Source organism: Asticcacaulis sp. (genome assembly GCF_051954415.1).
Classification (GTDB): Bacteria; Pseudomonadota; Alphaproteobacteria; order Caulobacterales; family Caulobacteraceae; genus Asticcacaulis.
The window spans coordinates 14,321-39,348 of record NZ_JBQCHT010000030.1 but is presented as its reverse complement, the minus strand read 5'-3'; the positions used below and the strand labels follow the sequence as shown (position 1 = coordinate 39,348).

General features: G+C 59.7%; 23 protein-coding genes. 13 read left to right on the top strand and 10 right to left on the bottom strand.

Annotated elements, in window-relative coordinates:
• Nucleotides 1–87 precede the first annotated feature (87 nt).
• From ACTHND_RS10665 to ACTHND_RS10630, 8 genes are all read left to right on the top strand, one after another.
• Nucleotides 88–1,422, top strand: a complete 1,335-nt coding sequence (locus ACTHND_RS10665; protein WP_440177923.1) for an aspartate aminotransferase family protein — start codon at nucleotides 88–90, stop codon at nucleotides 1,420–1,422.
• Nucleotides 1,419–2,861, top strand: coding sequence for a glutamine synthetase family protein (locus tag ACTHND_RS10660; protein ID WP_440177922.1), 1,443 nt, complete (start codon nucleotides 1,419–1,421; stop codon nucleotides 2,859–2,861). The genes ACTHND_RS10665 and ACTHND_RS10660 overlap by 4 nt, the downstream gene beginning before the upstream one ends.
• Nucleotides 2,862–3,020: 159 nt before the next feature.
• Complete coding sequence (locus tag ACTHND_RS10655; RefSeq protein ID WP_440177921.1) at nucleotides 3,021–4,133, top strand: ABC transporter substrate-binding protein; 1,113 nt, start codon at nucleotides 3,021–3,023, stop codon at nucleotides 4,131–4,133.
• 61 nt (nucleotides 4,134–4,194) lie between these two features.
• Complete coding sequence (locus tag ACTHND_RS10650; RefSeq protein ID WP_440177920.1) at nucleotides 4,195–5,091, top strand: ABC transporter permease; 897 nt, start codon at nucleotides 4,195–4,197, stop codon at nucleotides 5,089–5,091.
• Nucleotides 5,092–5,117: 26 nt separating this feature from the next.
• Nucleotides 5,118–5,981 carry an ABC transporter permease gene (locus ACTHND_RS10645; protein ID WP_440177926.1) on the top strand — a complete coding sequence of 288 codons (864 nt, stop codon included), beginning with the start codon at nucleotides 5,118–5,120 and terminating at the stop codon, nucleotides 5,979–5,981.
• An 8-nt stretch (nucleotides 5,982–5,989) separates the two neighbouring features.
• Entirely contained in the window at nucleotides 5,990–7,105 is a 1,116-nt protein-coding gene (locus ACTHND_RS10640; RefSeq protein WP_440177919.1) for an ABC transporter ATP-binding protein, read from the top strand.
• A gap of 88 nt (nucleotides 7,106–7,193) precedes the next feature.
• Entirely contained in the window at nucleotides 7,194–7,943 is a 750-nt protein-coding gene (locus tag ACTHND_RS10635; protein ID WP_440177918.1) for a gamma-glutamyl-gamma-aminobutyrate hydrolase family protein, read from the top strand.
• A 126-nt stretch (nucleotides 7,944–8,069) separates the two neighbouring features.
• Nucleotides 8,070–9,476 carry an aspartate aminotransferase family protein gene (locus tag ACTHND_RS10630; RefSeq protein ID WP_440177917.1) on the top strand — a complete coding sequence of 469 codons (1,407 nt, stop codon included), beginning with the start codon at nucleotides 8,070–8,072 and terminating at the stop codon, nucleotides 9,474–9,476.
• Here ACTHND_RS10630 and ACTHND_RS10625 read toward each other — a convergent pair.
• The 4 genes from ACTHND_RS10625 to ACTHND_RS10610 form a co-directional block, all read right to left on the bottom strand.
• A complete protein-coding gene (locus tag ACTHND_RS10625; RefSeq protein ID WP_440177916.1) occupies nucleotides 9,473–10,549 on the bottom strand; it encodes a methyl-accepting chemotaxis protein in 1,077 nt (358 codons plus the stop codon). The two genes, ACTHND_RS10630 and ACTHND_RS10625, sit on opposite strands and share 4 nt — an antisense overlap.
• Before the next feature lie 230 nt (nucleotides 10,550–10,779).
• Nucleotides 10,780–11,832, bottom strand: coding sequence for a methyl-accepting chemotaxis protein (locus ACTHND_RS10620; RefSeq protein ID WP_440177915.1), 1,053 nt, complete (start codon nucleotides 11,830–11,832; stop codon nucleotides 10,780–10,782).
• 161 nt (nucleotides 11,833–11,993) lie between these two features.
• Entirely contained in the window at nucleotides 11,994–13,268 is a 1,275-nt protein-coding gene (locus ACTHND_RS10615) for an NAD(P)/FAD-dependent oxidoreductase (protein ID WP_440177914.1), read from the bottom strand.
• 84 nt (nucleotides 13,269–13,352) lie between these two features.
• A complete protein-coding gene (locus ACTHND_RS10610) occupies nucleotides 13,353–14,753 on the bottom strand; it encodes a glutamine synthetase family protein (protein WP_440177925.1) in 1,401 nt (466 codons plus the stop codon).
• Nucleotides 14,754–15,053: 300 nt separating this feature from the next.
• On the opposite strand from ACTHND_RS10610, the gene ACTHND_RS10605 reads away from it, so the two are divergent.
• Nucleotides 15,054–16,157, top strand: coding sequence for a mechanosensitive ion channel family protein (locus ACTHND_RS10605; RefSeq protein WP_440177913.1), 1,104 nt, complete (start codon nucleotides 15,054–15,056; stop codon nucleotides 16,155–16,157).
• Nucleotides 16,105–16,869 (top strand): TrmH family RNA methyltransferase, encoded by a 765-nt coding sequence (locus tag ACTHND_RS10600; protein WP_440177912.1) that lies wholly within the window; start codon nucleotides 16,105–16,107, stop codon nucleotides 16,867–16,869. Before ACTHND_RS10605 ends, ACTHND_RS10600 begins: the two co-directional genes overlap by 53 nt.
• On the opposite strand, the gene ACTHND_RS10595 is transcribed toward ACTHND_RS10600, so the two are convergent.
• The 3 genes from ACTHND_RS10595 to ACTHND_RS10585 form a co-directional block, all read right to left on the bottom strand.
• Nucleotides 16,864–18,024 carry a Gfo/Idh/MocA family protein gene (locus ACTHND_RS10595; protein WP_440177911.1) on the bottom strand — a complete coding sequence of 387 codons (1,161 nt, stop codon included), beginning with the start codon at nucleotides 18,022–18,024 and terminating at the stop codon, nucleotides 16,864–16,866. The genes ACTHND_RS10600 and ACTHND_RS10595 overlap by 6 nt on opposite strands.
• Nucleotides 18,025–18,036: 12 nt before the next feature.
• Complete coding sequence (locus ACTHND_RS10590) at nucleotides 18,037–18,960, bottom strand: VOC family protein (protein ID WP_440177910.1); 924 nt, start codon at nucleotides 18,958–18,960, stop codon at nucleotides 18,037–18,039.
• A gap of 67 nt (nucleotides 18,961–19,027) precedes the next feature.
• Nucleotides 19,028–19,315, bottom strand: a complete 288-nt coding sequence (locus ACTHND_RS10585; protein WP_440177909.1) for a hypothetical protein — start codon at nucleotides 19,313–19,315, stop codon at nucleotides 19,028–19,030.
• Between ACTHND_RS10585 and ACTHND_RS10580 the strand changes: the two genes are divergently transcribed.
• Both ACTHND_RS10580 and ACTHND_RS10575 read left to right on the top strand, forming a co-directional pair.
• Entirely contained in the window at nucleotides 19,299–19,475 is a 177-nt protein-coding gene (locus tag ACTHND_RS10580; RefSeq protein WP_440177908.1) for a hypothetical protein, read from the top strand. The two genes, ACTHND_RS10585 and ACTHND_RS10580, sit on opposite strands and share 17 nt — an antisense overlap.
• Nucleotides 19,476–19,562: 87 nt before the next feature.
• A complete protein-coding gene (locus ACTHND_RS10575; RefSeq protein WP_440177907.1) occupies nucleotides 19,563–20,477 on the top strand; it encodes a hypothetical protein in 915 nt (304 codons plus the stop codon).
• Between the two features lie 35 nt (nucleotides 20,478–20,512).
• Here the strand turns inward: ACTHND_RS10575 and ACTHND_RS10570 are convergent, their stop codons facing one another.
• Together ACTHND_RS10570 and ACTHND_RS10565 are read right to left on the bottom strand one after the other, a co-directional pair.
• Nucleotides 20,513–22,015 (bottom strand): phosphomannomutase/phosphoglucomutase, encoded by a 1,503-nt coding sequence (locus ACTHND_RS10570; protein WP_440177906.1) that lies wholly within the window; start codon nucleotides 22,013–22,015, stop codon nucleotides 20,513–20,515.
• A 93-nt stretch (nucleotides 22,016–22,108) separates the two neighbouring features.
• A complete protein-coding gene (locus ACTHND_RS10565) occupies nucleotides 22,109–22,984 on the bottom strand; it encodes a UTP--glucose-1-phosphate uridylyltransferase (protein ID WP_440177905.1) in 876 nt (291 codons plus the stop codon).
• A gap of 334 nt (nucleotides 22,985–23,318) precedes the next feature.
• Between ACTHND_RS10565 and ACTHND_RS10560 the strand changes: the two genes are divergently transcribed.
• Nucleotides 23,319–24,542: a glycoside hydrolase family 27 protein gene (locus ACTHND_RS10560; RefSeq protein WP_440177904.1), complete on the top strand. Its 1,224-nt coding sequence runs from the start codon at nucleotides 23,319–23,321 to the stop codon at nucleotides 24,540–24,542.
• Between the two features lie 59 nt (nucleotides 24,543–24,601).
• On the opposite strand, the gene ACTHND_RS10555 is transcribed toward ACTHND_RS10560, so the two are convergent.
• Nucleotides 24,602–24,886 carry a hypothetical protein gene (locus ACTHND_RS10555; protein ID WP_440177903.1) on the bottom strand — a complete coding sequence of 95 codons (285 nt, stop codon included), beginning with the start codon at nucleotides 24,884–24,886 and terminating at the stop codon, nucleotides 24,602–24,604.
• Between the last annotated feature and the right edge of the window lie 142 nt (nucleotides 24,887–25,028).

The window sequence follows — 25,028 nt, the reverse complement described above, 5'->3', positions numbered from 1 at the left end:
CTTCGCAAGGGAGGAGGAAGATATACGTCCATTCTCCTCCCTTGCGAAGCGGGGGAGGGGGACCACGAAGTGGTGGAGGGGGCCTCTTTGACCGATCTGCAATCCTTCCTTACCCAACAGCGCGAAATTTTCACTGCCAATCACGATGTATCTCGGACATGGGCAATGAACGCGACCGCCTGGCGCGGTGGCGTGCCTATGCATTGGATGCGCGACTGGGCGACGCCATTTCCGCTTTATGTAGAGTCGGCAAAGGGCGCCAAACTCACTGTCGTTGACGGCCATGCTTACGACGACTTCTGCCTCGGTGATACGCCCTCGATGTTCGGCCATGCCCGCCCGGAACTGGCAGCGGCCATAGCGAAACAGGCCAGCGAGGGCGTGGGCTTCATGCTGCCGACCCCACTGGCTAATGAGGTCGGCGATCTCTTGCGTCAGCGCTTCGGCATGGATCAGTGGCAGGTAGCGACCACGGCATCGGATGCCAACCGCGCGGTGATCCGCTGGGCGCGCGCCATTACCAAACGCGACAAAATACTGATCTTTGATGGCTGCTATCACGGCATGGTCGATGATTGCTTCGTGGCGCTGTACGACGGCGTGGCCGTTAATAAAAAGGGCCTGATCGGTCAGGTGCAGGATCAGACGCGCACCACGAAGGTCATTCCCTTCAATGACTTGCCGGCCCTGGCCCAGGCGCTGGCGGTTGGCGATATCGCCGCCGTTCTGGCCGAGCCGGTGATGACCAATTGCGGCATGATCCAGCCGATCGACGGCTTCAACGAACGTTTGCGCGACCTCTGTACGCAGCATGGAACCCTGTTGATTCTGGACGAGACCCACACCCTGTCCTCCGGGCTTTCGGGCTATACCGGCGCCCATGATCTGAAACCGGACATGTTCGTGGTTGGCAAGGCGATCGCCGGCGGCATTCCGGCGGCGGTCTGGGGCGTCACCGCCGAGATCGCCGCTCGCATGGATACGGCGCAGGCCGAGATAGGCTCCGGCCAGTCCGGCATCGGCACCACGCTGTCCGGCAACGCCTTGGTCATGGCGGCGATCAAGACCATGCTGACCGAAGTCATGACGGAGGAAGGTTACAAGCATATGCTTCGGGGCGCTGCCTATCTGGTCGCCGGCCTGCGCGATGTCATCAAACGCCATGACCTGCCGTGGTCGGTGGTCCATGTCGGCGCGCGGGCGGAGCTGATCTTTGCGCCGCAACCGCCCAAAAACGCCGAGGCCATGCGCTGGCACCTCGATCATGACCTGCTCGAAGTCTTCCATCTTTATCTGATCAACAAAGGCGTGCTGATTGCGCCCTTCCACAATATGATGCTTATCTCTCCGCAGACCGGATTCGACGCCATCGACCGGCTGGTATCGGCGGTAGCCAGCTTTTCACAGGAACTGAACGCATGAGCACTTTCGGCAAATCGAGCGCACCGGCCAGGGGAAAATCAGACCGCAGCCTGCCGCTTTCCGAGCGGGTCGGGACTGTGGAGGAGGCGAAAGCCTTCCTCGATGCCCATCCGCATATCAATTACTTCGAGATCCTGTTCACCTCGATGACCGGCGTGCCGCGTGGCAAGCGCCTGCGCCGTCACGAACTGCTGCCGATCTATGAATATGGCCGCTTTCTGCCAGGCTCCATCCTGGTGGTTGATACCCTGGGCGCCGACTGTGAAGACACGGGACTGGTCTGGGAAGACGGCGACGCCGACCGCGTGGCGCGTCCGGTGCCGGGCACCCTGGTGCCGGCGCCGTGGCTGGGTGATGATGTCGGCCAGGTCATGCTGTCGCTTTACGAACTGGACGGCACGCCCAATGATCTCGATCCGCGCCATGTGCTGCAGGGCGTGCTCGATCGCTACAAGGCCGATGGCCTGACGCCAGTGGTGGCCTGTGAGCTGGAATATTATCTCGTCGATATCGAGCGCGGTCATGACGGCCAATTGATGCCCGCCACCGGCTTCAATACCGGTGAAAACCCGAAGGGTATCCAGGTCTATGGCTTGCCGGAGATCGAAGCCCACGGCGCCTTTTTCCGCCAGCTCTGGGAAACCGCCGATGCACAGAATATCCCGCTGGAAGGGGCGATTTCCGAATTCGCACCGGGCCAGGTCGAACTGACCCTCAAGCACAAGCCGGATGCCCTGCGCGCCGCCGATGACGCGGTGATGTACAAGCGCCTGGCCAAGGGCGTGGCGCTCAGCCTCGGCATCGAGGCCACCTTCATGGCCAAGCCGTGGGCGGATCGCGCCGGTTCGGGTTTCCACGTTCATATCAGCGTGGCCGACAAGGACGGCAACAATCTCTGCGCCTCGGAAGATCCGCAAGGCTCAAAGCTGCTGCACAATATGATCGGCGGCATGAAGGATCACCTGGCGGATGTCATGGGCATATTGGCGCCCGGTGCCAACAGCTATAAGCGCTTCAAGGCCAATTCCTACGCGCCGGTCGGCCTGACCTGGGGCGTCAATAACCGCACGGTGTCTTTGCGCGTCACCGCCGGGCCGGCCCATACACGCCATGTCGAACACCGCGTGGCCGGCGCCGACGCCAATCCGTACCTTGTGCTGGCGGCAATCCTTGCCTGCGCGCACCACGGTATCAGCCACAAGACCAACCCCGGCCCGGCGGTGGTCGGCAATGGCTATGCCGTGGCGGCGGAAAGCGGCGCCACCCTGCCGACCAACTGGTTCGCGGCGGTGGATTATCTCGATAAGTCCAAGGTTTTGCGCGATTATCTCGGCGACCGCTTCATCGACATGTACGTCAAGGTCAAGCGCACCGAACAGGCGCGTTTCTTTGAGGAGATAACCGAGCTGGACTACGACTGGTATCTGCGCAACGCATAGATTGCCGGCGAAGGATTGCGACGTTTGTGCGACGCAACGCCAATTATTAACAAATTGGCGACTTGTGATCACATTTTGGGATTGACAGCTCGGCAATCCCGTATTCCTCTCAAGCTTCCGGGGCTTTTATTAGAAGACATCTTCACAGGAGACAGGCTTATGAGTTCGAAAACCTCAAGACGCTCGCTTTTGACCGCGCTGGGTGCTGCCGCCGTGGGGATCAGTTTCGGCGCGGCCGGCTGTTCTAAACCGGCCGGCAAGGGCGCAGCGACCGGCGCGGAGCCGCCCACGCTGAACTTCTATAACTGGGACACCTATATCGGCGAAACCACCCTGGCGGATTTCAAGACGGCGTCGGGGATCGATGTCAACATGACCCTGTTCGCCACCAATGACGAACTGTTCGCCAAGATGAAGACCGGCAATTCCGGCTATGACGTCATCGTGCCGTCGAATGATTTCGTGACTCGTCTGGCGGATTCCGGCCTGCTGCTGCCGCTCGATCACTCTAAGCTGCCGAACATCAAGAATATCGATCCGGCCTTCATGAATCCGGACTACGATCCGGGCCGCAAGTGGTCGGTGCCCTATACCTGGCTGGTGCTCGGCATCGGCTATCGCAAGTCCAAGATGAAGGACATGGGCGGCGGCAACAAGATTCCCGACTCGTGGAAGTGGGTCTTCGATTCCGACCTGTACAAGGGCAAGATCGCGCTTCTGTCCGAAGCCGGTGACCTGATGCGCCTCGGCGCCAAGTATCTCGGCCACAGTGTCAACGACATCACGCCGGAGACCATTGCCCAGGTCGAGAAGATGCTGACCAAGCAGAAGCCGAATGTCCACGCCTTCCACAACGACGACGGCCAGGACATGCTGGTCTCCAAGGAAGTCGATATCGTCATCGAATACAATGGCGACATCGCCCAGGTCATGGCCGAGGACAAGGACCACGACATGGACTTCGTAATTCCGAAGGAAGGCAGCCAGCTCAATTCGGATACCTGGTGCATCCCGAAGGATTCACCGCGTCCGGACAACGCCCATAAGTTCCTCAACTACATGATGGACGCCCAGGCTGGCGCCGAAATCTACAAGACCATCATGTACCCGACGCCGAACGCCGCCGCCAAGGCGCTGATGCCGGACAGCTACAAGAACAACCCGGTCATCTTCCCGCCAGCGGATATTCTGGCCAAGTGCGAATACGCCAAGTTCAACCAGGAACTGGCCTCGCAGTTCGAGGAAGCCGTCACGCGGATGCGCGCGAGCTAAAGTGTAGAACGCGCCCTGAGCACTCAGGGCGCGTTTTTTGTTTAGTACCAAAGGGGATATCATGGAGCAAAGTTGGCGCCAGGCGAAAAGCATTTTCGTGACCATGATCAGCGCGCCGCTGTTCTGGCTTGTCTTCTTTTTCTTCCTGCCCCTGGGCATCGTCTGGCTCTACAGCTTCGGCGAAAACCGTGGCCTGATTGATATCGCCTTTACCGGCACCTGGGCCAACTATGCCCATGCCCTCGATGATCCCTATCCCGGCATCTTCTGGAAATCGGCCTGGATCGCGGCCCTGACCACCTTCCTGTGTCTGGTCGTCGGCTTTCCGGTGGCCCTGGCCATTACCTTCGCGCCGGAAAAGGCCAAGTCCTGGCTGCTGCTTGCCGTCATGCTTCCCTTCTGGACCAATCTGCTGATCCGCACCTATGCCCTGATCGCCGTCCTGCGAACCGAGGGCTATGTCAATATGACCTATCACTGGCTGTTCGATATAGCCAACAAGGTGATGGGCGGATCATTAGGGGATTTCACGGCCTTGCCCCTGCTGCACAACAATTTCGCCGTCGTCTTCGGCTTGGTGTTCGTCAACCTGCCGTTCATGATCCTGCCGCTCTATTCGACGCTCGACCGCATGGATCGTTCGCTGCTGGAAGCCTCGCTCGATCTCGGCGCAGGGCATATCGGCACCCTGTTCAATGTCGTGGTGCCGCTGGCGGGGGCAGGCATCATGTCGGGCATCCTGATCACCTTCATCCCCGCGCTTGGCTCCTATCTGACGCCCGATCTGCTGGGCGGACCGGATTCGCAGATGATCGCCAATGTGATCGAGAGCCAGTTCAAGCGCGCCAATAACTGGCCGTTCGGCGCGGCGCTGAGCTTCATCCTGGTCTATCTGACCTTTATCGGCATCGCCCTTCAGGGCATCATCGAACGCAAGGACAAGGGGAGGGCCGCCTGATGACCGCGACGACCGCACCCGTGAAAATGAAAAAGGCGCCTCCCAAGACACCACCAGGGCCGCTGGAATATCTGCGCCGCTGGCCGCTGCAACTGTGGCTGGTTCTCGTTGGGTTGTTTCTTTACATCCCGCTGATTACACTGATGATTTTCAGCTTCAACGACTCGAAGCGCAATATCGTCTGGCAGGGCTTCACCCTGAAATATTACGACAAGGCCCTGCATAATGACAGCCTGATCACCGCTTTCGGCAACTCCATGACCATCGCCCTGTGCTCGACGGTCATTTCGGTGATTATTGGCGCCATGGCGGCCATCGTTCTGTGGCGGTTCCGTTTCGTCGGTAAGACGGCCTTCAATGCCGGCCTGGCTATTCCGATCGTCGTACCGGAAATCTGCATGGGCGTGGGGATGCTGGTCTTCTTCGCCAAGGTGCTGCCCTGGCCGCATGACCTGCCGTGGCCGCTGGATCTCGGCAATATCATCATCGCCCACGTCTCCTTCTCGTTCCCGTTTGTCGCCGTGGTGGTGCGGGCGCGGCTGGGTTCGTTCAACCGCGAACTGGAGGAGGCCGCCAAGGACCTGGGCGCCTCGGAATTTCGCGCGCTCATGGACGTGGTCATTCCGCATATCCAGCCCTCGCTGATCGCCGGCGGCCTGCTGGCCTTTACGCTCTCACTCGATGATTTCGTCATCACCTTCTTCACGGCCGGGCCGGATACGGTCACCTTCCCGGTCAAGGTTTATTCCATGGTGCGTTTCTCGGTGACGCCGGAGGTCAATGCCGCCTCGACCATCCTGATCGTGGTCACCGTCCTGCTCACCTTCCTCGCGCTCAAATTCCAGGGCTCCAGTGCCCTCACCGCCGGCCACGGCGCCGACGACAAATAGGGTTACACATGTCCGGCAATCCGATCATCAGCTTTGAAAACATCACCAAGCGCTTCGGCAAGACGACGGCGGTGGATAATGTTTCCCTGACCATCAACGAAGGCGAGTTCTTCTCGCTGCTCGGCCCTTCCGGCTGCGGCAAGACGACCCTGCTGCGGATGCTGGCCGGTTTTGAAATGCCGACCGAGGGCCGTATCCTGATCGATGGCAAGGATGTCTCGACCGTTCCGCCCAATCAGCGTCCGGTCAATATGGTCTTTCAGTCCTATGCCGTCTTCCCGCACATGACGGTGCTGGACAATGTCGCCTATGGGCTGAAAATGGATGGCGTCGGCGCTTCCGAGCGCCGGGAACGTGCGGAGGAGGCGCTGAAACTGGTGCAACTGGCGGGCTATGGCGTCCGCAAGCCGGATCAGCTTTCCGGCGGCCAGCGGCAACGGGTCGCTCTGGCGCGGGCGCTGGTCAAGAAACCGCGCGTGCTGCTGCTTGATGAACCGCTGTCGGCGCTGGATGCCAAGCTGCGTGACCAGATGCGCAGCGAACTGACCAGCCTCCAGCAGAAGGTCGGCATCACCTTCATCATGGTGACGCACGATCAGGACGAAGCCCTGGCCATGGCCTCGCGCTGCGCCGTCATGAACCGCGGCCTGCTGCAACAGGTGGCGACGCCGTCCGATCTCTATGAATTTCCCAATTCGCGTTTCGTGGCTGATTTCATCGGCAGCGTGAACATGTTCGAGGGCACGCTCGATGTCGATGCCAAGGACCACGCCATCATCAACACTCAAGAAATGGGGCCGGTCTATCTCGACCACGGCGTCACCGGACCGGAAAAGGGCACGGTGTGGGCGGCGGTTCGGCCGGAAAAAATCGAACTGCACAAGCGCACCGACAAGGCGCCGAAGGTGGATGACGCGCCGGAAGGCTATAACGTCGCTGCCGGCGTGGTGAAGCACATGGTCTATCTCGGCTCGGAAACCAATTATGAAATCGAGATTGCCGGCGGCCGCCTGATCAAGGTAGTGCGCCCCAACCTGACGCGCTGGGACCAGGAAGATTTCGAACTGGGAGAACAGGTCTGGATAAGCTTCCATGCCTGCTCGCCGGCGGTGCTGCTGAGTTAATGCAGGAGGCAAGGCGCTTGCGGTCTTTACCCCCTCTGGAAAAACGCTTTGCGCGTTTTCCAAGCTCCCCCTGCAACAGGGGGAGAGAATGAAGCCCGTTGTCGGTATCATGGCCTGCAACCGAACGGTCGGCGTGGAAAATGCCCATGCCGTGATGGAGCGCTATGTCCGGTCCGCCATCACCTATGGCGACTGCCATGCCCTGCTGATCCCGCCCTTGATCGACAACTTCTCATCTGCGGCTTTGACCGCGCGGCTCGATGGCCTGATGCTGACCGGTTCGCCCTCCAATGTACAGTCCAGCCTTTACGGCAGCGAAGGCGGCGAGGGGCCATTTGACGAAGGGCGGGATGCGGTCTCGCTCGGCATGATCGAGTGCATGATCAACCTGGGTAAGCCGGTCTTCGGTATCTGTCGCGGCTTCCAGGAAATCAATGTGGTTCTGGGTGGCTCACTGCGCCGGGATGTTGGTTTCGGCGCCGCCAATGGCGCCAACGGCATCAGTCACCATGCGCCGGATGGTACTGAATTCCATGCGCAATTCGAGAATTACCACGAGGTGAGTCTGGCGGCCGGCGGCGTGCTTGATGGTGTCTATGGCCGTGATCACTTGCGGGTCAGTTCCGTGCATTACCAGGGCGTGGATCGGCTGGGAGACGGACTGTCGGTCGAGGCCACGGCCCCTGACGGCCTGATCGAAGCCTTCAGTGCCAATATCAGTGGTTCGCAGGTTCTGGGCGTACAGTGGCATCCGGAATGGCAGGCGGACAAATACCCTGATAGCCAGGCTTATTTTCGCCTGATGGGGCAGGCCCTGCGCGGGATGCCTTTGCGCTGATACGGATGATGGTTAACGCAAAATTGTGATCACAATATTTGACTTTTGCGGCGATTTCGTTGAAATTGGCGACAATCACATCCGCTGTCGCCGCCAATGCAGAGCGACCTTCGAGGACACCCAGACATGAACGCGCCTGCCAAACCCACCCTGCGTAATTACGACATGGCCGAGCTGAAGAAGCTCGACATGGCGCACCATTTGCCGGCGCAGTCCGATTACAAGCTCCAGCACGAACTGGGCGGCTCGCGTATCATCACGCGTGCCGAAGGGTGCGTGATCACCGACGCTGAGGGCAAGTCGCTGCTCGATGGCATGGCCGGCCTGTGGTGCGTCAATGTCGGTTATGGCCGCGAGGAACTGGCCCGCGTCGCCTACGAGCAGATGCTGGAACTGCCCTACTACAACACCTTCTTCAAGACGGCGACACCGCCGCCGGTCAGGCTGGCCGCAAAAATCGCCGAAAAGCTGCAAACCTCAAATCCCGACCTGACACATGTCTTCTTCAATTCCTCTGGCTCGGAAGCCAATGACACCATCTTCCGCCTGGTGCGCTACTATTGGGAACTGAAGGGCGAGCCCAAACGCACGGTCTTCATTTCGCGCAAGAACGCCTATCATGGCTCGACGGTCGCCGGCGCCTCGCTCGGCGGCATGACCTTCATGCACGCTCAGGGCGGCCTGCCGATCCCCGGCATCGAGCATGTCGACCAGCCCTATCCCTTTGGCGAAGGTTTCGGCGAAGACTCGGCGGCTTTCGGCGAGCGCGTGGCGCAGACCATCGAGGACCGCATCCTGGCCGTGGGCCCGGAAAATGTCGCGGCCTTTATCGGCGAACCGGTGCAGGGCGCCGGCGGCGTGATCATCCCGCCGGACAGCTACTGGCCGAAGGTCGAAGCCATCTGCCGCAAATATGGCATTCTGCTGATCGCCGACGAAGTGATCTGCGGCTTTGGCCGTCTGGGCCATTGGTTCGGTCACCAGCAATGGGGCATCAAGCCCGATCTGGTCGCCATGGCCAAGGGTTTGTCCTCCGGCTATTTGCCTATATCGGCGGTCGGCGTGTCCAAAAAGATCGTCGATGTGCTGCTGGAAAAAGGCGGCGACTTCGTCCACGGCTATACCTATTCCGGTCACCCGACCTGCGCCGCTGTAGCCCTGGCCAATATCGAGATCATGGAAAACGAGAACCTGATCGAGCGCACGCGTAACGTCACCGGGCCTTATCTGGCCAAGGCGTTGAAACGCCTGGACGCCCATCCGCTGGTCGGTGAGGCGCGTTCGCTGGGCCTGATCGGCGCGGTTGAAATCGTCGCTGAAAAGGGCACGAACAAACGCTTCAAGGGCGCGGAAGGCACGGCCGGCCCGATCGTGCGTGACCTGTGCATCAAGAATGGCCTGATGGTGCGGGGCATCCGCGACAGTATCGTCATGTGTCCGCCGCTTATCATCACCGAAGCCGAGATCGACCAGCTTGTCGATACAATCGAAAAGTCGCTGAACGAGGCCGAGCCGATCCTGCATGCGCTCTAAACGGCTTTCTGGATGATGATGCCATACCAGCCGAGGCCGGCATAGGTTTCATATCCGGGCGTGCGGTGAAAGGCGATCAGGGTGCCTGAGGCGTCGGTATAATTGCCGGACGTGCGCCCTTCTGTGCGCAGTCGGACATGTTCCGACAATATGCCCTTGCCGTCCGATGAAGCTATGATCAGCCCTTGCGCATCGGTCAGCAGCACGCGGGTGCGCGCCCTTTCATCAGGCGCCAGTCGAACGCCCTGGGTGATCGCCGCGGCCTGAGGCGCCCAGTCGAAATGAATGCCCAGAATGCCGATCAACTCGCCATCGGCATCACCATTGCGCCGCACGCCCGTGGCATAGGTGGCAATCTGCGCATGACCCAGAAGCGGCTCGGTGGTGATATCGGCCACGGCGAAATCGCTGCCGCTTTTCAGAGCGGCGGCACGGCTGAACCACAGGCGGTCCGATATGTTCTGGCCGATCACCGGATGCTTGCCCGGCCGACCGTTAGCGATAACATTTCCGGATAAATCACAAAGCCACAAGTCTATATAGACAGTATAGGAATCGAGAATGATGCCCAGGCGTTCGCTGGCGTAAGCAGCCCTTTGCGGAGAAGGTTCGGCCGCCTGGTTGACCAGGGCGGCATCGGTGGCCCACCAGCGCACATCGCAGGTGCGTTCGTACAGATTGCGGTCGATGATCTCGATGGCGTTCAGTGCCAGGTCGGTCATGCGGGCGCCGATCGATTGCTGCGCCATGCTCTGGGTCAGGCTTTCCAGCGTTACGATCTCGTTGCCGAGATCCTTGGCCAGGCTTTCAACCTCGCCGGAAATGCTGCGCACCTCGTCGGCCACCACGGAAAACCCGGCGCCCTTATCGCCGGCGTGTTTGGCCTCGATCAGGGCATTGAGGGCGAGAATGCGCAGTTTTGAAGTGACCTGACGGATATTGCGCACCTTGCCGGCGGTAACCGTCTTGGCACGGGTGGTTTGGGCGATAATGTCGGAAAGGGTGACTTCGGCAGGGGGTACGCTATCGGTTACGCTACGGATACAAGGGGCAGTCATGCTGGGGAGAGACATGGGGAGCTACCTTTTGCGCTGCAATAAAAAAGGTAGTCGTCCGCCCGGAGGGTTAATCAGTTCTTAAAAAGAAGATCAGTTTCCCCATCCGGATTGCAAATTGGTATTGTCGCCGCCTTAGTGTCGCACAATTGTGACGCAAGGTCAGTTTTGAAACTATTTTCTCAAAAAATTATTGTATATTATATATTTACACGTTTTTCAGAGCTGGCAATCTGGAATTGCACCAGTTAACCTAGGTCGATTTTCTGCTGAATGACACCATACCACCCCAGGCCATCATAGGTTTCATAACCGGGGGTGCAGTGGAAGGCGGTGATTTCACTCCGTCCTGACGCGTAGTGGCCGTTAGCCTGGCCCTCCGTCTTGAGTGGCACGCGCTCGGTCAGTATGCCGCGGCCATCGGAAGCGGCGATGACCAGGCCCTTGGCATCGACAAGCAGGGCCCGTGTGCGCCGGCGTTCTTCGTCGGATAGTCGTACGCCTTCGGTGATGGCCTTCGCCTGGGGCTGCCAGTCGAAATGCACGCCCAAGATTCCCAGCAGGCGGCCTTCCGCCCGGCCGCCTTCGCGCACGCCCGTGGCATAGGTGGCGACCTGCGCGCCTTTCAGCAGGGGCTCAGTCGTGATGTCGGCGACGGCGAAGTCATTGCCGCTCTTCAGTTGCCGGGCCTGGCGGAACCAGTCGGATGAGGCGACATTGGCGCCTTTGACAGCATAGCGATCGGGACGGCCATTGGTGATGATGTACCCGTCAAGATCGCACAGCCACAGGTCAAGATAGACGGTGTAGGCATCCAGAATGACGCCCAGGCGCGTAGACGCATGGTCATGAAGCACGGCATCATCCGCGGCGGCAGCCTCGACCAGGGCGGCATCGGTGGCCCACCAGCGGACATCGCAGGTGCGCTCATAGAGGTTGCGGTCGATCAGTTCGATGGCATTGTGCGCCAGGTCGACGAGGCGCGCGCCCTGGTTCTGCCGCGCCATGTCCTCGGTCAGTTGTTCCAGCGAAGCGATCTCGCGGCCGAGGTCTTCGGCCATGATGTTGGAGATGGTTTCGACCTGGGTGGAGATCTGGCGCACTTCATCGGCGACCACGGCGAAACCGGCGCCCATATCCCCGGCGCGTTTGGCCTCGATCAGGGCATTGAGCGCCAGGATGCGCAGCAGGCTGGTGACACCCCTGATATCCCGCAAATTATCCGAAGTGACGGATTTAGCCTTGGCGGTGTGTTCAATAATATCACGAACGCTGACCGTCCGGACTGTGTCCGTCTGCATGAATGCCCCATTTTGTCACGCCTTTGGAACATTCTGGATGGCTTTACGGTGGTTAATGATGGGTAAATTGCCGTGGATTGTTGCTGATTGTTTCAGTTGTTTGATCGCATATGAAACCTTCGTGACGCAAAGCGCGACACAGGGCTTTAATTGGTCATATATCACAGCCGGTCACGCAAGGCATAATAGCTTAAGCCCGCCACCAGGGCTGGCCAGCGCAGGGCGCGCCCGCCGAAGAAAGCCGGGGTCGGCAGGCGGCCCAGCAACTCGACATCACGGGCATCACCGGTGACGGCGCTGGCCAGCAGCTTGCCGAAATAGGGGGCCAGCACCACGCCCTGGCCGCTGTAGCCGGCGGAGGTCCAGACGCCGGGAGCCAGGCTGCGGACGAAAGGCGCGCGGCTCATGGTGATGGCCAGCGTGCCGCCCCAGCCGTGCGAGATTTTGACATCGGCCAGTTGCGGATAGACCTTGAGCATGTTGCGGCGGACAAAGGCCCGGATATCTTTGGGGAACCACGGCACATAGTTCTCGCCGCCACCAAAGAGCAGACGATTATCCGGCGTCTTGCGCCAGTAATTGACGACGAAGCGCGAATCCGAGGCGGCGTAGTCATGCGGCAGGATCGCCGGATCATCGAGCGGTTCGGTGGTTAGGATAAAGTTGTTGATCGGCATGACATGGCTGTCGATCTCTTCCGACAGCCCTTCCATATAACCATTGCCGCAGATCAGCAGACGCTGACAAGTGACGGTGGCGCCGTTTTCGAGATGGAGATGTATGCCCTTGGCGATCCGGCGATAGCTGAGGACGTGGCTGTTCTCGAAAATCTGTGCGCCTTGCGAAGCCGCCGTGCGCGCCATGCCCTGCGCCAGTTTTAGCGGATGCAGGTGACCGCCGCCGGCATCGAACGAGCCGCCATGATAGACATCGGTGCCGAGTTCAGCCGCCACCTCCGCCTTGTCGAGCAGCCGGACCTTGTCATAGCCATACCGGATAACAAAATCGACATAGGTGCGATCGTCGGTTTCATAGCCCGGCTTATGCCAGGCATGGACAAGCCCGTGTTTCAGTTCGCAATCGATATTATGATCGCGGATGAGGCCATAAAGGCTGGTCTTGGCGTCTTCCGACATGTCCCAAAGCTGGCGCGCGGCGTCGTCGCCGAGGATATCTGCCATTTTCTCAGGATCGATGCGCTGGCCGGTATGGATCTGGCCGCCATTGCGCCCGGAGGCGCCGGAACCGATTTGGGCTGAGTCGAGCAGGGTGACATGAATGTCTTGCCGCGACAGCTCGATGGCGGCGCCCAGGCCTGTATAGCCGCCGCCAATAATGCAGACATCGGTATGATGCGCGCCTTCCAGCATCGGATAGGCTGAATGGTTCGCCGTAACAACGTACCAGGAGTCGGAAGGGTGACCGGTGTTTTTCATTTTAAGAACAGGAAAATAAGAAACCCCACCACCACGCGCCAAGGGCGCGCGGTCCCCCTCCCCAACAAGTTGGGGAGGTATAAGTCATACATTGAGCAGCAGGAATTCGCGTTCCCACGGACTGATCGTTTGCATGAAGGTCTCATATTCGTGCAGCTTGACGCGCGAATAGGCGGTGACGAACTGCGGTCCCATGATGTCGATGATCGGCTGGGCGCGTTCCAGCTTGATGATGGCCTGGACCAGCGAATACGGCAGGTCGCCCTGCGGCAGGGTGGAGGCATCCTTGTCCACCGGATCGGCGGGGGTCAGCTTTTCGATCATGCCGAGATAGCCGGAGGCCAGCACCGCGGCGATCGCCAGGTACGGGTTGGCGTCCGAGGACGGGATGCGGTTTTCCAGCCGGCGGTTGCCCGGATTGGATGGCGGCACGCGCAGGCCGGCCGTGCGGTTGTCATAACCCCACTGCGTATTGACTGGCGCGCCGGAGCCCTTGGCCAGGCGGCGGTAGGAATTGACATAGGGCGCCAGCAGCGAGGTGATGGCGGGCATGTATTTCTGCTGGCCGGCGATGAAGTGGAAGAAGGCCGGGGTCGGCTCACCGGTTTCCGGATTGGAGAACAGGTTCTGGCCGGTTTCGGCATCGACGATCGACTGGTGGATGTGCATGGCGGAGCCCGGCTCATTGGCCATCGGCTTGGCCATGAAGGTAGCGTAGATATCGTGCTCCAGCGAGGTTTCCTTGATGGTGCGCTTGAACATCAGCACCTGGTCCGCCAGTTCAAGCGGATCACCGTGCAGCAGGTTGATTTCCATCTGCGCCACGCCGGATTCGTGGATCAGGGTGTCGATTTCCAGGCCCTGGCTTTCCGAATATTCGTACATGTCCTCGAACAGCGCGTCGAATTCATTGACCGCCGAGATCGAATAGCCCTGGCGGCCGGTTTCCGGACGACCCGAACGACCGATGGGCGGCTTGAGCGGATAGTCGGGATCGGTGTTCTTCTCGACGAGATAGAATTCCAGTTCAGGGGCGATGACGGGTTTCCAGCCCTTGGCTTCATAAAAACCGAGGACGCGGCGCAGCACCTGGCGCGGGCTTTCCTCGACCGGGCGGCCATCGGGGTGGAAGGCATCATGGATGACCTGGGCGGTCGGGTCATGCGCCCAGGGCACGGCGGCCAGGGTGCGGAAATCCGGACGCAGGAAGATATCGGTATCCGACTGCACCGTGCCGACCACGCCTTCGAGATCGGGATAATCACCGGTAATGGTTTGATAGAAAACCGCCAGCGGCAGGTTCATGTAAGGCGTATTGAGGAATTTTTTCGACGGCATGATTTTGCCGCGCGCCACGCCGGCGAGATCGGGCACCATGCACTCGATTTCCTCGATATTCTGGCTGGCCAGCCAGGCGGTGGCCTCCTCAAGATCTTTGGCGCCGCGTTTGGCAAACACGATCTTGCGCTTGTTCTTGGACTTCATATAGCTGTCGTGTGACATGTTGAATCGTCTTTATGGCTTATTGTTCAGTCGGGATCAGACACCAGCCAGAGCGCGAATGGAAATGACAAAAGCGCGACGAGGTCCACAGCCAGTACTCTACGCGGCTGCCGGGGTATTCTGACGAATTGTGATCACAATATGCCGGATTCCAGCCAAAGGCAAGCCGTGTTCACGCAGGGGTGAGGGCAATCGTGAAGGTGGCGGGGTTGACCCGGCGGCCCCCGGCTTGTTGACTTAAAGGGGGACGGGCGGAGGACAATGCACATAAAAGGAGCCTCCATGTTCGATTTGCCGATTTACCTGCCCGATGGCTTACGCCTGATCCTGATCGCCGTGGCCGCGGCTATTGCTGGTGCGGTTGCCGGCCGCCTGCTGATGAGTCTGGCAAAATGGCTGGCCAAGCGTAACCCGCAGCTATCCCGTCACATCAATCTGGCGCGCCTGGCCACGCCGCTCTATATCGTCACGCCTGTGCTGGCGGTCTTCATCGCCGTCCGGGCGGTGGCGCCGGAAATCATGCTGACGCCATTTGTGTCCGGTACTGTCAAGGTGGCCAGCGTAGTCCTCCTGTACTGGCTGGCCATGCGCATCATCGATATCGTCACGGTGGCGGTATCCCGGCGCTATGACATAACGGTGGCTGACAATCTGCGCGCCCGCCGTATCCGCACCCAGATCGTGGTGGTCAAGAGCATCGCCAATTTCATCGTCTTCCTGCTGGCCCTGGCGGCGGTCTTCCTGATGTTCGATACCCTGCGCGGCCTGGGTGTCAGCCTGCTGGCCTCGGCCGGCGTGGCGGGTCTGGCCATCGGTTTCGCGGCACAAAAAACGCTCGGCAATCTGCTGGCCGGCATCCAGATCGCCTTCACCCAGCCGATCCGCCTGGAAGACGCCGTGGTGGTGGAAAACGAATGGGGCTGGGTGGAGGAAATCACCCTGACCTATGTCATAATCCGGCTGTGGGATCTGCGCCGGCTGGTTTTGCCGATCAGCTATTTCATCGAGAAGCCCTTCCAGAACTGGACCCGGACCTCGGCCAGCATCATCGGCACGGTGGAACTCTACGCCGATTATACCCTGCCGATTGACCCTTTGCGTGAGAAACTGGTGGCCTTGCTGGAGACGACCAGGCTATGGGATAAGCAGGTTCAGGTCGTGCAGGTGACCGACTGCGACAAGGATGTCATCAAGATACGCATCCTGGTCAGTGCCGCCAATTCGCCCACCGCCTGGGATCTGCGCTGTTTCGTCCGCGAGCAGATGATCCGCTTCATTCAGGACACCTATCCGCAATGCCTGCCCAAGACCCGCGCCGCGCTCGAAAGCCCAGATGAGTATAGAGATCAACGATCCGCAGGATTCACGCCTCAACCTGTATCGTAACGTCAGGGACCGCGACCTGACCGGCCGCGACGGACTGTTCATGGCCGAAGGCAAGGTGGTGCTGGAACGCCTGTTTTCCTCCAGGCTGGCGGAAACAGTCAGCGTCCTGACCACGCCAGAACGGCTGACGGGGCTGGCGTATCTGCCAGAGGCGCCGGTCTATGTGGTGACGCAGGCGGTGATGGACGCGGTGGCCGGTTTTCCGATCCATCGCGGTTATCTGGCGCTCGGCCGCTATGCGCCGCCTTTGTCGCTCGAAGAGGCGGTCACCGGTGATAGGGTGCGCGTGCTGGTGTTGTCGGGCATCGCCAATACCGACAATATGGGCGGGCTGATGCGCAATGCGGCGGCCTTTGGTATCGATGCCGTGATCCTGGACGCCACCTGCTGCGATCCGCTTTACCGCAAGGCGATCCGTGTCAGCGTCGGCGGCGCGCTGGAAGTGCCGCACTACCGCGTCGATGACCTGATGGGCACCTTGCGGCGTCTGGACCTGACACCCTACGCGCTCAGTCCGTCAGGTAGTGTGACGCTGGAGCAGGTTCAGCCCGCCGCACGAACGGCCCTGCTGTTCGGGGCAGAGGGACCGGGGCTTTCCGATGACATCATGGCCGCCTGCACCACGGTGCGGATCGACATGCACGGTGGTTTCGACAGCCTGAACGTGGCGACCACTTCGGGGATCGTGCTGTATCAGATGTGCCGTCTATAGCCTGACAATCTGACCATCGGCATCGGCGCTTTGGTAAATAGCCTGAATGATACGGATATCGCGCAGGCCCATTTCGCCGGGCGTCAGGTGCGGCTGGTTGGCGGCGGCAGCCGCGCAGAAGGCATCGATCTGGGCGCTGAACTGCACCACCGGGTTGCCGGCGCGAAGCGTCACCGGCGTCAGGTCGGCGTGCTGCATCGTCGTGTTGATCTGGGTGTAATCGGAAGCCGGGTCCATGCTGATGCTGCCCTGGGCGCCAAAGAAGCGCTGGCGCGTGGCGTAGGTCCAGCAATAGGACGAGGCGCCTTGCGCGCTGATGCCCGAAGGGAAGCGCAGGCGCCACTCGACGCCGCCTTCGACCTCGGTGAAGCGCGGATCATTGGCGGGCGTCGAATAGACGGCGCTGACGGAGACCGGCGCCTCATCGACCGCCCAAAGCGCCGCATTCAGGGCATAGATGCCGATATCGTACATTGAGCCGCCAGCGGCCAGGACCTTTTGCAGCCGCCATTTGTGCGGCGGATAGTCCGGATTGACGACAAACCCCGCTTCGCCGGAAAAATAGCGCAGGTCGCCGATTTCGCCGGCGCGCAGGCGTTTGATGGCATCCATATTGTTCGGCTCGAAATGGACGCGGTAGGCGATGCCTAGCTGGCGATTGGCGGCACGGGCGGCGGCGATCATCGCCTCGCATTCGGCAACCGTGGAGGCCATGGGCTTTTCACACAGCACATGCTTGCCGGCCTTGAGGGCGCGGATGGTATATTCGGCGTGCAGCGCCACCGGCAGGGCGATATAGACGGCATCTATCTCCTTGTCGTCGGCGATCCGGTCGAAATTGGCGTAATCATAGAACCTGCTGACGCCATACCGCGCACCGAGATCACGCGCCTTGTCCGGACTGCCGGAAACGAACGCGGTCATCCGGGCATGGCTGGAAGCGACGAAGCCCGGCATCATCTGGCCGACGGCGAAACTGCCGAGGCCGATCACGGCCCAGCGCATCCGGTCTTTCGGTGGATCAGGCAGGTTGAACTTGCCGGCGAGCGGCTGACCTTCAGCTTTTGGCGTCGCCGCACTGGCAGCGGAGGCCATCAGCGGCAGACCGCCGGCGACAGCGAGCAGACTGCGGCGATCAATGCGAAAACCGGTCATGGCCGGACCTCCTTATTTTTCTGGATCGGAAGCGGTAAAGGGCGAGCAGCAGGGCTTGCCAATGGCGTGGAATTCCATGATCTCGGCGCGGGTGCCATCCGGATCGATCAGGTTAAGCTGCCACTTGGCGTCGAGACCGATCTTGGGTGTGCCGTCCTGGTCCTTGAGGCGGTCGCCATTCCACAAAACCGTATAGGTGTCGCGCGTATTGGGGACGCCCAGCGAAAAGTGATTGAGCACGCCAGCGGTCTGCTGGCTCATATCGGCGGGGATGCCGGTGGTTTCCGGACCATCGACCAGCATGTATTCCAGCCAGTCGGTGCCGTCGGGCGTCTGCTGGCTGACCCAGGACGGCTGATCGGCCTGGGTGCCGCCGAACCAGTAGGGACGAAAGCCAAGGATATCGCGGTAAAAAGCGTCCTCGCGCGACCGGTTATGAACGATAAAACCGACATGGATAATATGGCTCGACAAGGGATTGACCGGCACATCGGCCAGGGCAGTCGGCGTCTGGACGAACTCGACGCGGTTGCCTTCCGGATCACTTACGGCGAACCACAGGCTGCCGTCGCTGCCTTTGTTGACCTTGGCGGGCACGGCTATCTTGCGGCTGGCCAGATATGTGCGCAGAGCTTCCGCATCCGGGGTGGCGAAGGCCACATGGTCGAGCCGGTTTTTGGACGCCGGTCCTGCGGGCAGGGGCAGGACTTCGACAAACTGGACGGGCGAAAAGTAATAGCGCGTGCCGCCGGGCTTCTCCGGATCGCTGCCCTTGGTGGCGCCGAGGTCGTGGGCGTAAAAGGCGTCGCTCTTGCCGGCATCGGCGGCATAGAGGGCGATATGGGAGATGCCGGTGATTGGCGGCCGCACCGGATCAGCGGCCAAGGCAGGAGAGGCCGATAGCAGGCACGCGATCAGGCAGGTCAGGGCCTTCATGTGCATTTCCTCGTCTTGTTATTATGTGTTAGCGCTCACATTAGCACGTAATAACAATAAGGAAAGATCAGACCGTAACTGCCGCGGTTTGGCGTCCTTCGTTGCCGAAGATGCGCAGGTAGCGGGCAATTTCGGCCGGATCGCCGGTCGCCTTTTCGGGATTGTCAGACAGCTTGACCGCCGGGCGGCCATCGGCCTCGGTTATCTTGCAGACCAGGGATATGGCATCCAGCCGGTCGGTAGCAAACGGCGCGCAGTCACGGAAATCATTGGTCAGATTGGTGCCCCAGCCGAAGCTCATCCGTACCCGGCCATGGAAATGGCGATAGGTGGCCTCGATGGTGTCGATATCCATACCGTCGGAAAAGATCAGCAGCTTCGATTACGGATCGACGCCCCTGGATTGCCAACAGTGGATGATCGAGCAGGCTGCGGGCGATCGGATCGAGCCGCCAGTTGTGATCATAGGTGCGGGTGGCGATATCGGTGACGGCCATATCGTGCTCTTAGCATAGTGAGTGGGACTGGTGCAGTGGTGATGAGTTGCCATCTGACCGTTTTTTGTCATTATTGCATTACGCATTGCTAGACAGGGGGAGCCAATGACTGTGCGCATCCATTTTCCACTCAGCCTCACAGTCATCACGATTGGGCTTGCATTTGCTTTCGGGGCAGGTGCCACAACCACCTTCCCGCAGGAAATGAAGTGTGCCATTGGCGGCAAGTCATTCATGTACCAGGCTATGATGTCCAACTCCAGTTGGGGCGCGCGTCCGGATGGAAAGCCGTATTCACCATCTCCGGTATTTCCGGCGCCAGAGTGTCCCGACAATCACCTGATCATGTACCGTAAATTCACCGCTGATGAACTGGCAAGACTGAAAGATCTGATTGCCTCACCGGAATATACGGCCATGACGGGCAAGGACACGCAGCGTTACCGAATGGCGTGGTTGGAAAAATCACTTGTACCGCAATCGAAAGACTATCCGTGGATGCTGCTGGCGGCCAGCTGGGAAGCGAAGGATGGTTCCGAATTAAGGGCGCGCTATCAAGCGGAATTTGTCGCCGTGGTTGCCCAACTGCCCGCAAAGCCGGACGACATGGGCTGGCTGACCCTGCAATTTCGCGCAGCCAATAATCTGCGAGAGCTTGGACATTTCGCGGAAGCGACGACTGTACTGGATGCCATGCCGCTACAGAAGTTAAGCGAAGGGGTACCGACGGATGAAAAAGACCTCAATGCGTTGCCGGAAGAAAAGCAGATCGCCTGGTATTTCCTCGACTATATCAGACGGCTGCGCGTGGCGATCGCAAGGGAAGATCGATCCGCTGAACCGCTTGACCTGATACCGCCGCGTCAGGCGGCTGAACGGTGTTTTTTTGAAGCCGATGGATTTGCCGAATTTGAGAAAAGTTACTGTCAAAGGGACGAGATAAAGGAGATAATTGAAAAGTCGAAGGAATACTGGGAACCCCAAAAGTGGGAGCATGATAAGCGGAAGACTGAAGGGTAAATAATGAAAAGGCGGGATTTTAACCCCGCTTTCTGCTAGATTTCCTGATTATAATCCGTGATTTCCGGGTACTTGGCCAGGCGCGGCTTCACTTCCTTGCGGAAGAGGTCGCGCATGTCGTCTTCCGAGCGCAGGGATTCGACCACGACCACCAGTTCCGGCTTGTTCGACGAGGCGCGGACCAGCACCCACGAGCCGTCTTCCAGATGGACACGAGCGCCATTGACCGTGATGACCTCGGTCAACTTGCGGCCCAGGATGGAACCGCCGGCGGCCAGCAGGTCCTCGTATTCCTTCACGATCTTTTCCAGGATCTGGTACTTGATCTCGTCGGCGCAGTGCGGGCTCATGGTGAGTGAGGTCCAGGCCACCGGCAGGGCGTTCTTCAGTTCCGACAGGCTCTTGCCAGGATTGCGGTTGAGCATGGCCAGGATGGCTTCGGCGGCCTTCAGGCCGTCGTCATAACCGCGGCCGATCGGCGGGGCCAGGAAGAAGTGGCCCGACTTCTCGAAGCCCGCCAGGGCCTTCAGTTCGTCGGTCTTGCGCTTGATATAGGAGTGACCGGTCTTCCAGTAGACGGTGGTGGCGCCATTCTTTTTCAGCACCTCGTCGGTGGCATAGAGGCCGGTCGATTTCACATCGACGACAAAGGTGGCGTTCTTGTAGATTTCCGACAGGTCGCGGGCCAGCATCAGGCCGATCTTGTCGGCGAAGATCTCGTTGCCTTCGTTATCGACCACGCCGCAACGGTCGCCATCGCCATCGAAGCCCAGGGCCACGTCGGCGCCGTGTTCTTTCACGGCCTTGGCCATGTCGACCAGCATTTCGTGGTCTTCGGGGTTCGGATTGTACTTGGGGAAGGTCGAGTCGAGGTTGGTGTCGAGTTCGATGACCTCGGCCCCCATGGCGCGCAGGGTTTGCGGGGCGAAGGCGCCGGCCGTGCCGTTGCCGCAGGCGCAGATGACTTTCAATTTTCGTTTAAGCTGCAGCTTGGAGGAGATGTCGTCCATGTAGCGTTGCTGCACGCCTTCGACGCGCTTCAGGCTGCCGCCGGGACGCTCCACGCCGAGACCGCCGAGCACGATTTCCTTGAGGCGGCCCATCTCTTCCGGCCCGAAGGTCAGCGGCGCCTGGCAGCCCATCTTGACGCCGGTCCAGCCATTGTCATTGTGCGAGGCGGTGACCATGGCGACACAGGGCGCATCCTGGTCGAACTGGGCGAAATAGGCGATGGGCGACAGGCACAGACCGATATCGATCACCTCGATGCCGGCCTGCATCAGGCCGAGGATCAGGGCGTTCTTGATATTGGTCGAATAGGAACGGAAATCATGGCCGGTCACCAGCTTCGGGGTGACGCCACGCTCGTGGATATAGGTGCCGAGACCAAGGCCCAGGGCCTGGATACCGAGCAGGTTGATTTCCTTGCCGAAGACCCAGCGCGCGTCATATTCGCGGAAGCCCGTGGCCTTTACCTTGGCCTGGGTCTCGTATTCGTAGGTATTCTCGGCGATATCGGCCTTGGGCAGCAGGGTCATTCTAGGCGTGTCCTCGGATATGTCGGCAGGGGAGAGCGCTCCTATGCCACATGAATAAGTAAAAATTCAAAGTGCCTTGATTAAGGCGAACGCTTATTGAAAGAAAGGCGCCAGGGCGGTGCGGGCGGCTTCGCCCAACTCCGGATGTTTCAGGGCCAGGGCGACATTGGCGCGCAGCAGGCCAATCTTGTCGCCGCAGTCATAGGTGACGCCATCATATTCCAGCGCGTGGAAGCCTTGCGTTTCCATCAGGCGGAACATCGAGTCGGTGAGCTGGATTTCGCCGCCGGCGCCTTTTTCCTGCGAGGCCAGCAGGTCAAAGATTTCAGGCTGGAGGATGTAGCGGCCGGAAACGATCAGGTTGGAAGGTGCCGTGCCCGGTGCGGGCTTTTCGACCATGCCGGTCATTTTATTGAGCCGGCCGCCCTTGGCCTCGATGGCCACCACGCCATACTGATGCGTCTGGTCGTGCGGCACGGGTTCGACGACGATGATATTACCGCCGACCTCGTCATAGGCATTGATCGCCTGCTTAAGCGCCGAGACCTCGGCGTCCATCACCATGTCGGGCAGGATGACGGCGAAGGGCTCGTTGCCGATAATGTCGCGGGCGCACCAGACGGCGTGGCCGAGGCCATGCGGCTGCATCTGGCGGACAAAGCTCATTTCGCCGGCCTTTGGCAATTCCGCTAGCAGTTCATTCAGGATCGCCGTCTTGTTCTTGGCGGCCAGTTGCGCTTCAAGCTCAACCTGGTGATCGAAATAGTCCTCGATGGCGCCTTTAGAGCGGCCAGTGACGAAGACAAAATGTTCGATCCCGGCGGCGCGCGCCTCTGCCACCACGTAGGAGAGAATGGGGCGATCGACGACATTCAACAGTTCCTTGGGCACCACCTTGGTGCCGGGCAGCACGCGGGTACCCAGACCCGCGACGGGGATCACGGCTTTACGAACGCGTTTGTGAGTCAAAAGAACCTCAGGAGGAAAGGGGCTTAATCCATTGCGGATTTGGAAATTAATGATGGGCTCAACGCGCCGAACTATCCGCGCAGGTTAGAGGTCTGTCAGGTTTACGGCAAGTCTTGTAAGGCAGATTTCCATACCCGTCATAAAAATTTGATGATCTTTCTCTACGGAAAAGACATTAAAAAATAATAGCCTCATCCGAAATTAGGCCCGGTTGATCGCGGCTGAATAATAAAAATTGTTTTATTTATGTGACGTGCGGCGCTTGCCATTCGATGAATTGTCATATTTATTTCCCTCCCAGGCGCGAACATAACCGCCGTAAGGGAGAGACAAAATGGATATCGAACAATGCCTGCGGGGGCTTAAGCCGATAGTGGCGGCCGCCTGTCTGTTGAGCCCGTTTTGGGGCGGCGCTGCCATGGCCCACGAAACGCTTGGCCTGGAGGCGCCCAAGCCCGCCATTGCCCTGACTCCGCCGATGGGATGGAATTCATGGAACAAGTTTGCCTGCAATATAGACGAGGCCAAGATTCGCGGTGTGGCCGACGCCATGGCGGCTTCCGGCATGAAGGAGGCCGGCTACCAGTATGTGGTTATCGATGACTGCTGGCAGAAGGATCGCGCGGCCGATGGCACCATCCAGGCTGACCCGGAGCGGTTCCCTTCGGGCATCAAGGCTCTGGCGGATTACGTCCATTCCAAAGGGCTGAAATTCGGCCTCTATTCCGATATCGGCGCCAAGACCTGCGGCGGTCGTCCGGGCAGCCGGGGTTATGAATTCCAGGATGCGCGTACCTGGGCGTCGTGGGGTGTTGATTATGTCAAGGTCGACTGGTGCTATACCGGCTCAAGCGATGCCAATTCTTCCTATACCGTCATGGCCAAGGCGCTGCGGGCATCAGGGCGCGATATCGTCTTTTCCATCTGCGAGTGGGGCGACAACAAGCCGGAAGAATGGGCGGCGCCGCTCGGTCATCTGTGGCGGACCACCGGCGATATCCGCGATTCATGGGACAAGGACGAAGGCTACAGCCATTCCTTCCTGTGGATTCTCGATCATAATGCCGATCTCTGGGCCAATTCCGGCCCGAACCACTGGAACGATCCCGATATGCTCGAAGTCGGCAATGGCGGCATGACAGATATCGAATACCGCTCGCATTTCTCGCTGTGGGCCATGCTGGCTGCCCCTTTGATCGCCGGTAACGACCTGTCGAATATGGATAAGGCGACGCTCGATATCCTGACCAACCGGGATGTTATCGCCGTGGATCAGGACAGGCTCGGCCAGCAGGCGCGCCGTGTCGCTCAAAATGGCGATACTGAGGTCTGGGTGCGTCCGCTGGCCGGCGGGGATCGCGCGGTGGTTCTATTCAACCGTGGCGCGGACGCGAAGACCATTTCGGTGGACTGGGATGCCCTGCAATGGGCGCCTGGTCTCAAGGCCAGCGTCAAGGATCTCTGGTCCAAGGCGGTGAAAAAGAGCATCAAAGGCAGCTACAGCGCCGAGGTCGCGCCGCACGGCGTGGTGATGGTGCGGATCAGCCCGACAGTCTGATTGCTGTGATTGCGAAAGGCGCCGGATATGAAGTCCGGCGCCTTTTTGCTGTCGCCGCTTTATCGCCTTTGTGCGATGGGAGCGGCGTCCGGGATGCGAATATTTTCGAGCAGGGCGGTCATGCCGACCAGGCGTCCCGCGGGATCGTAAATGCCCACGGTCGCGCCGGCCGGCAGGTAGGGCCTGACGCGCTTGGACAGATATTCCGACACGGTCACCGTCCCCGGCATGGAGCGAAAACGCTCGAAATCCTTGTTTAACTGGGTGCGGCCATTCAGACCGACAGCGACATGCAGGCGGTCAACCGCCTTGATATACTCAAGCAGATCACGAATATTGGACATTGGCCTCTCCGGGTGTCAACGCGGAACTGGTACGGCTTTACTGTTTACCTGGAGATGGCTGTGTCCGTTTTTAAAGTGGACTTATTGTGTTTGCCGCTCCCTGATCGGAGAAGGCTATGTTTAAAGTGTGAATAATTTGTAG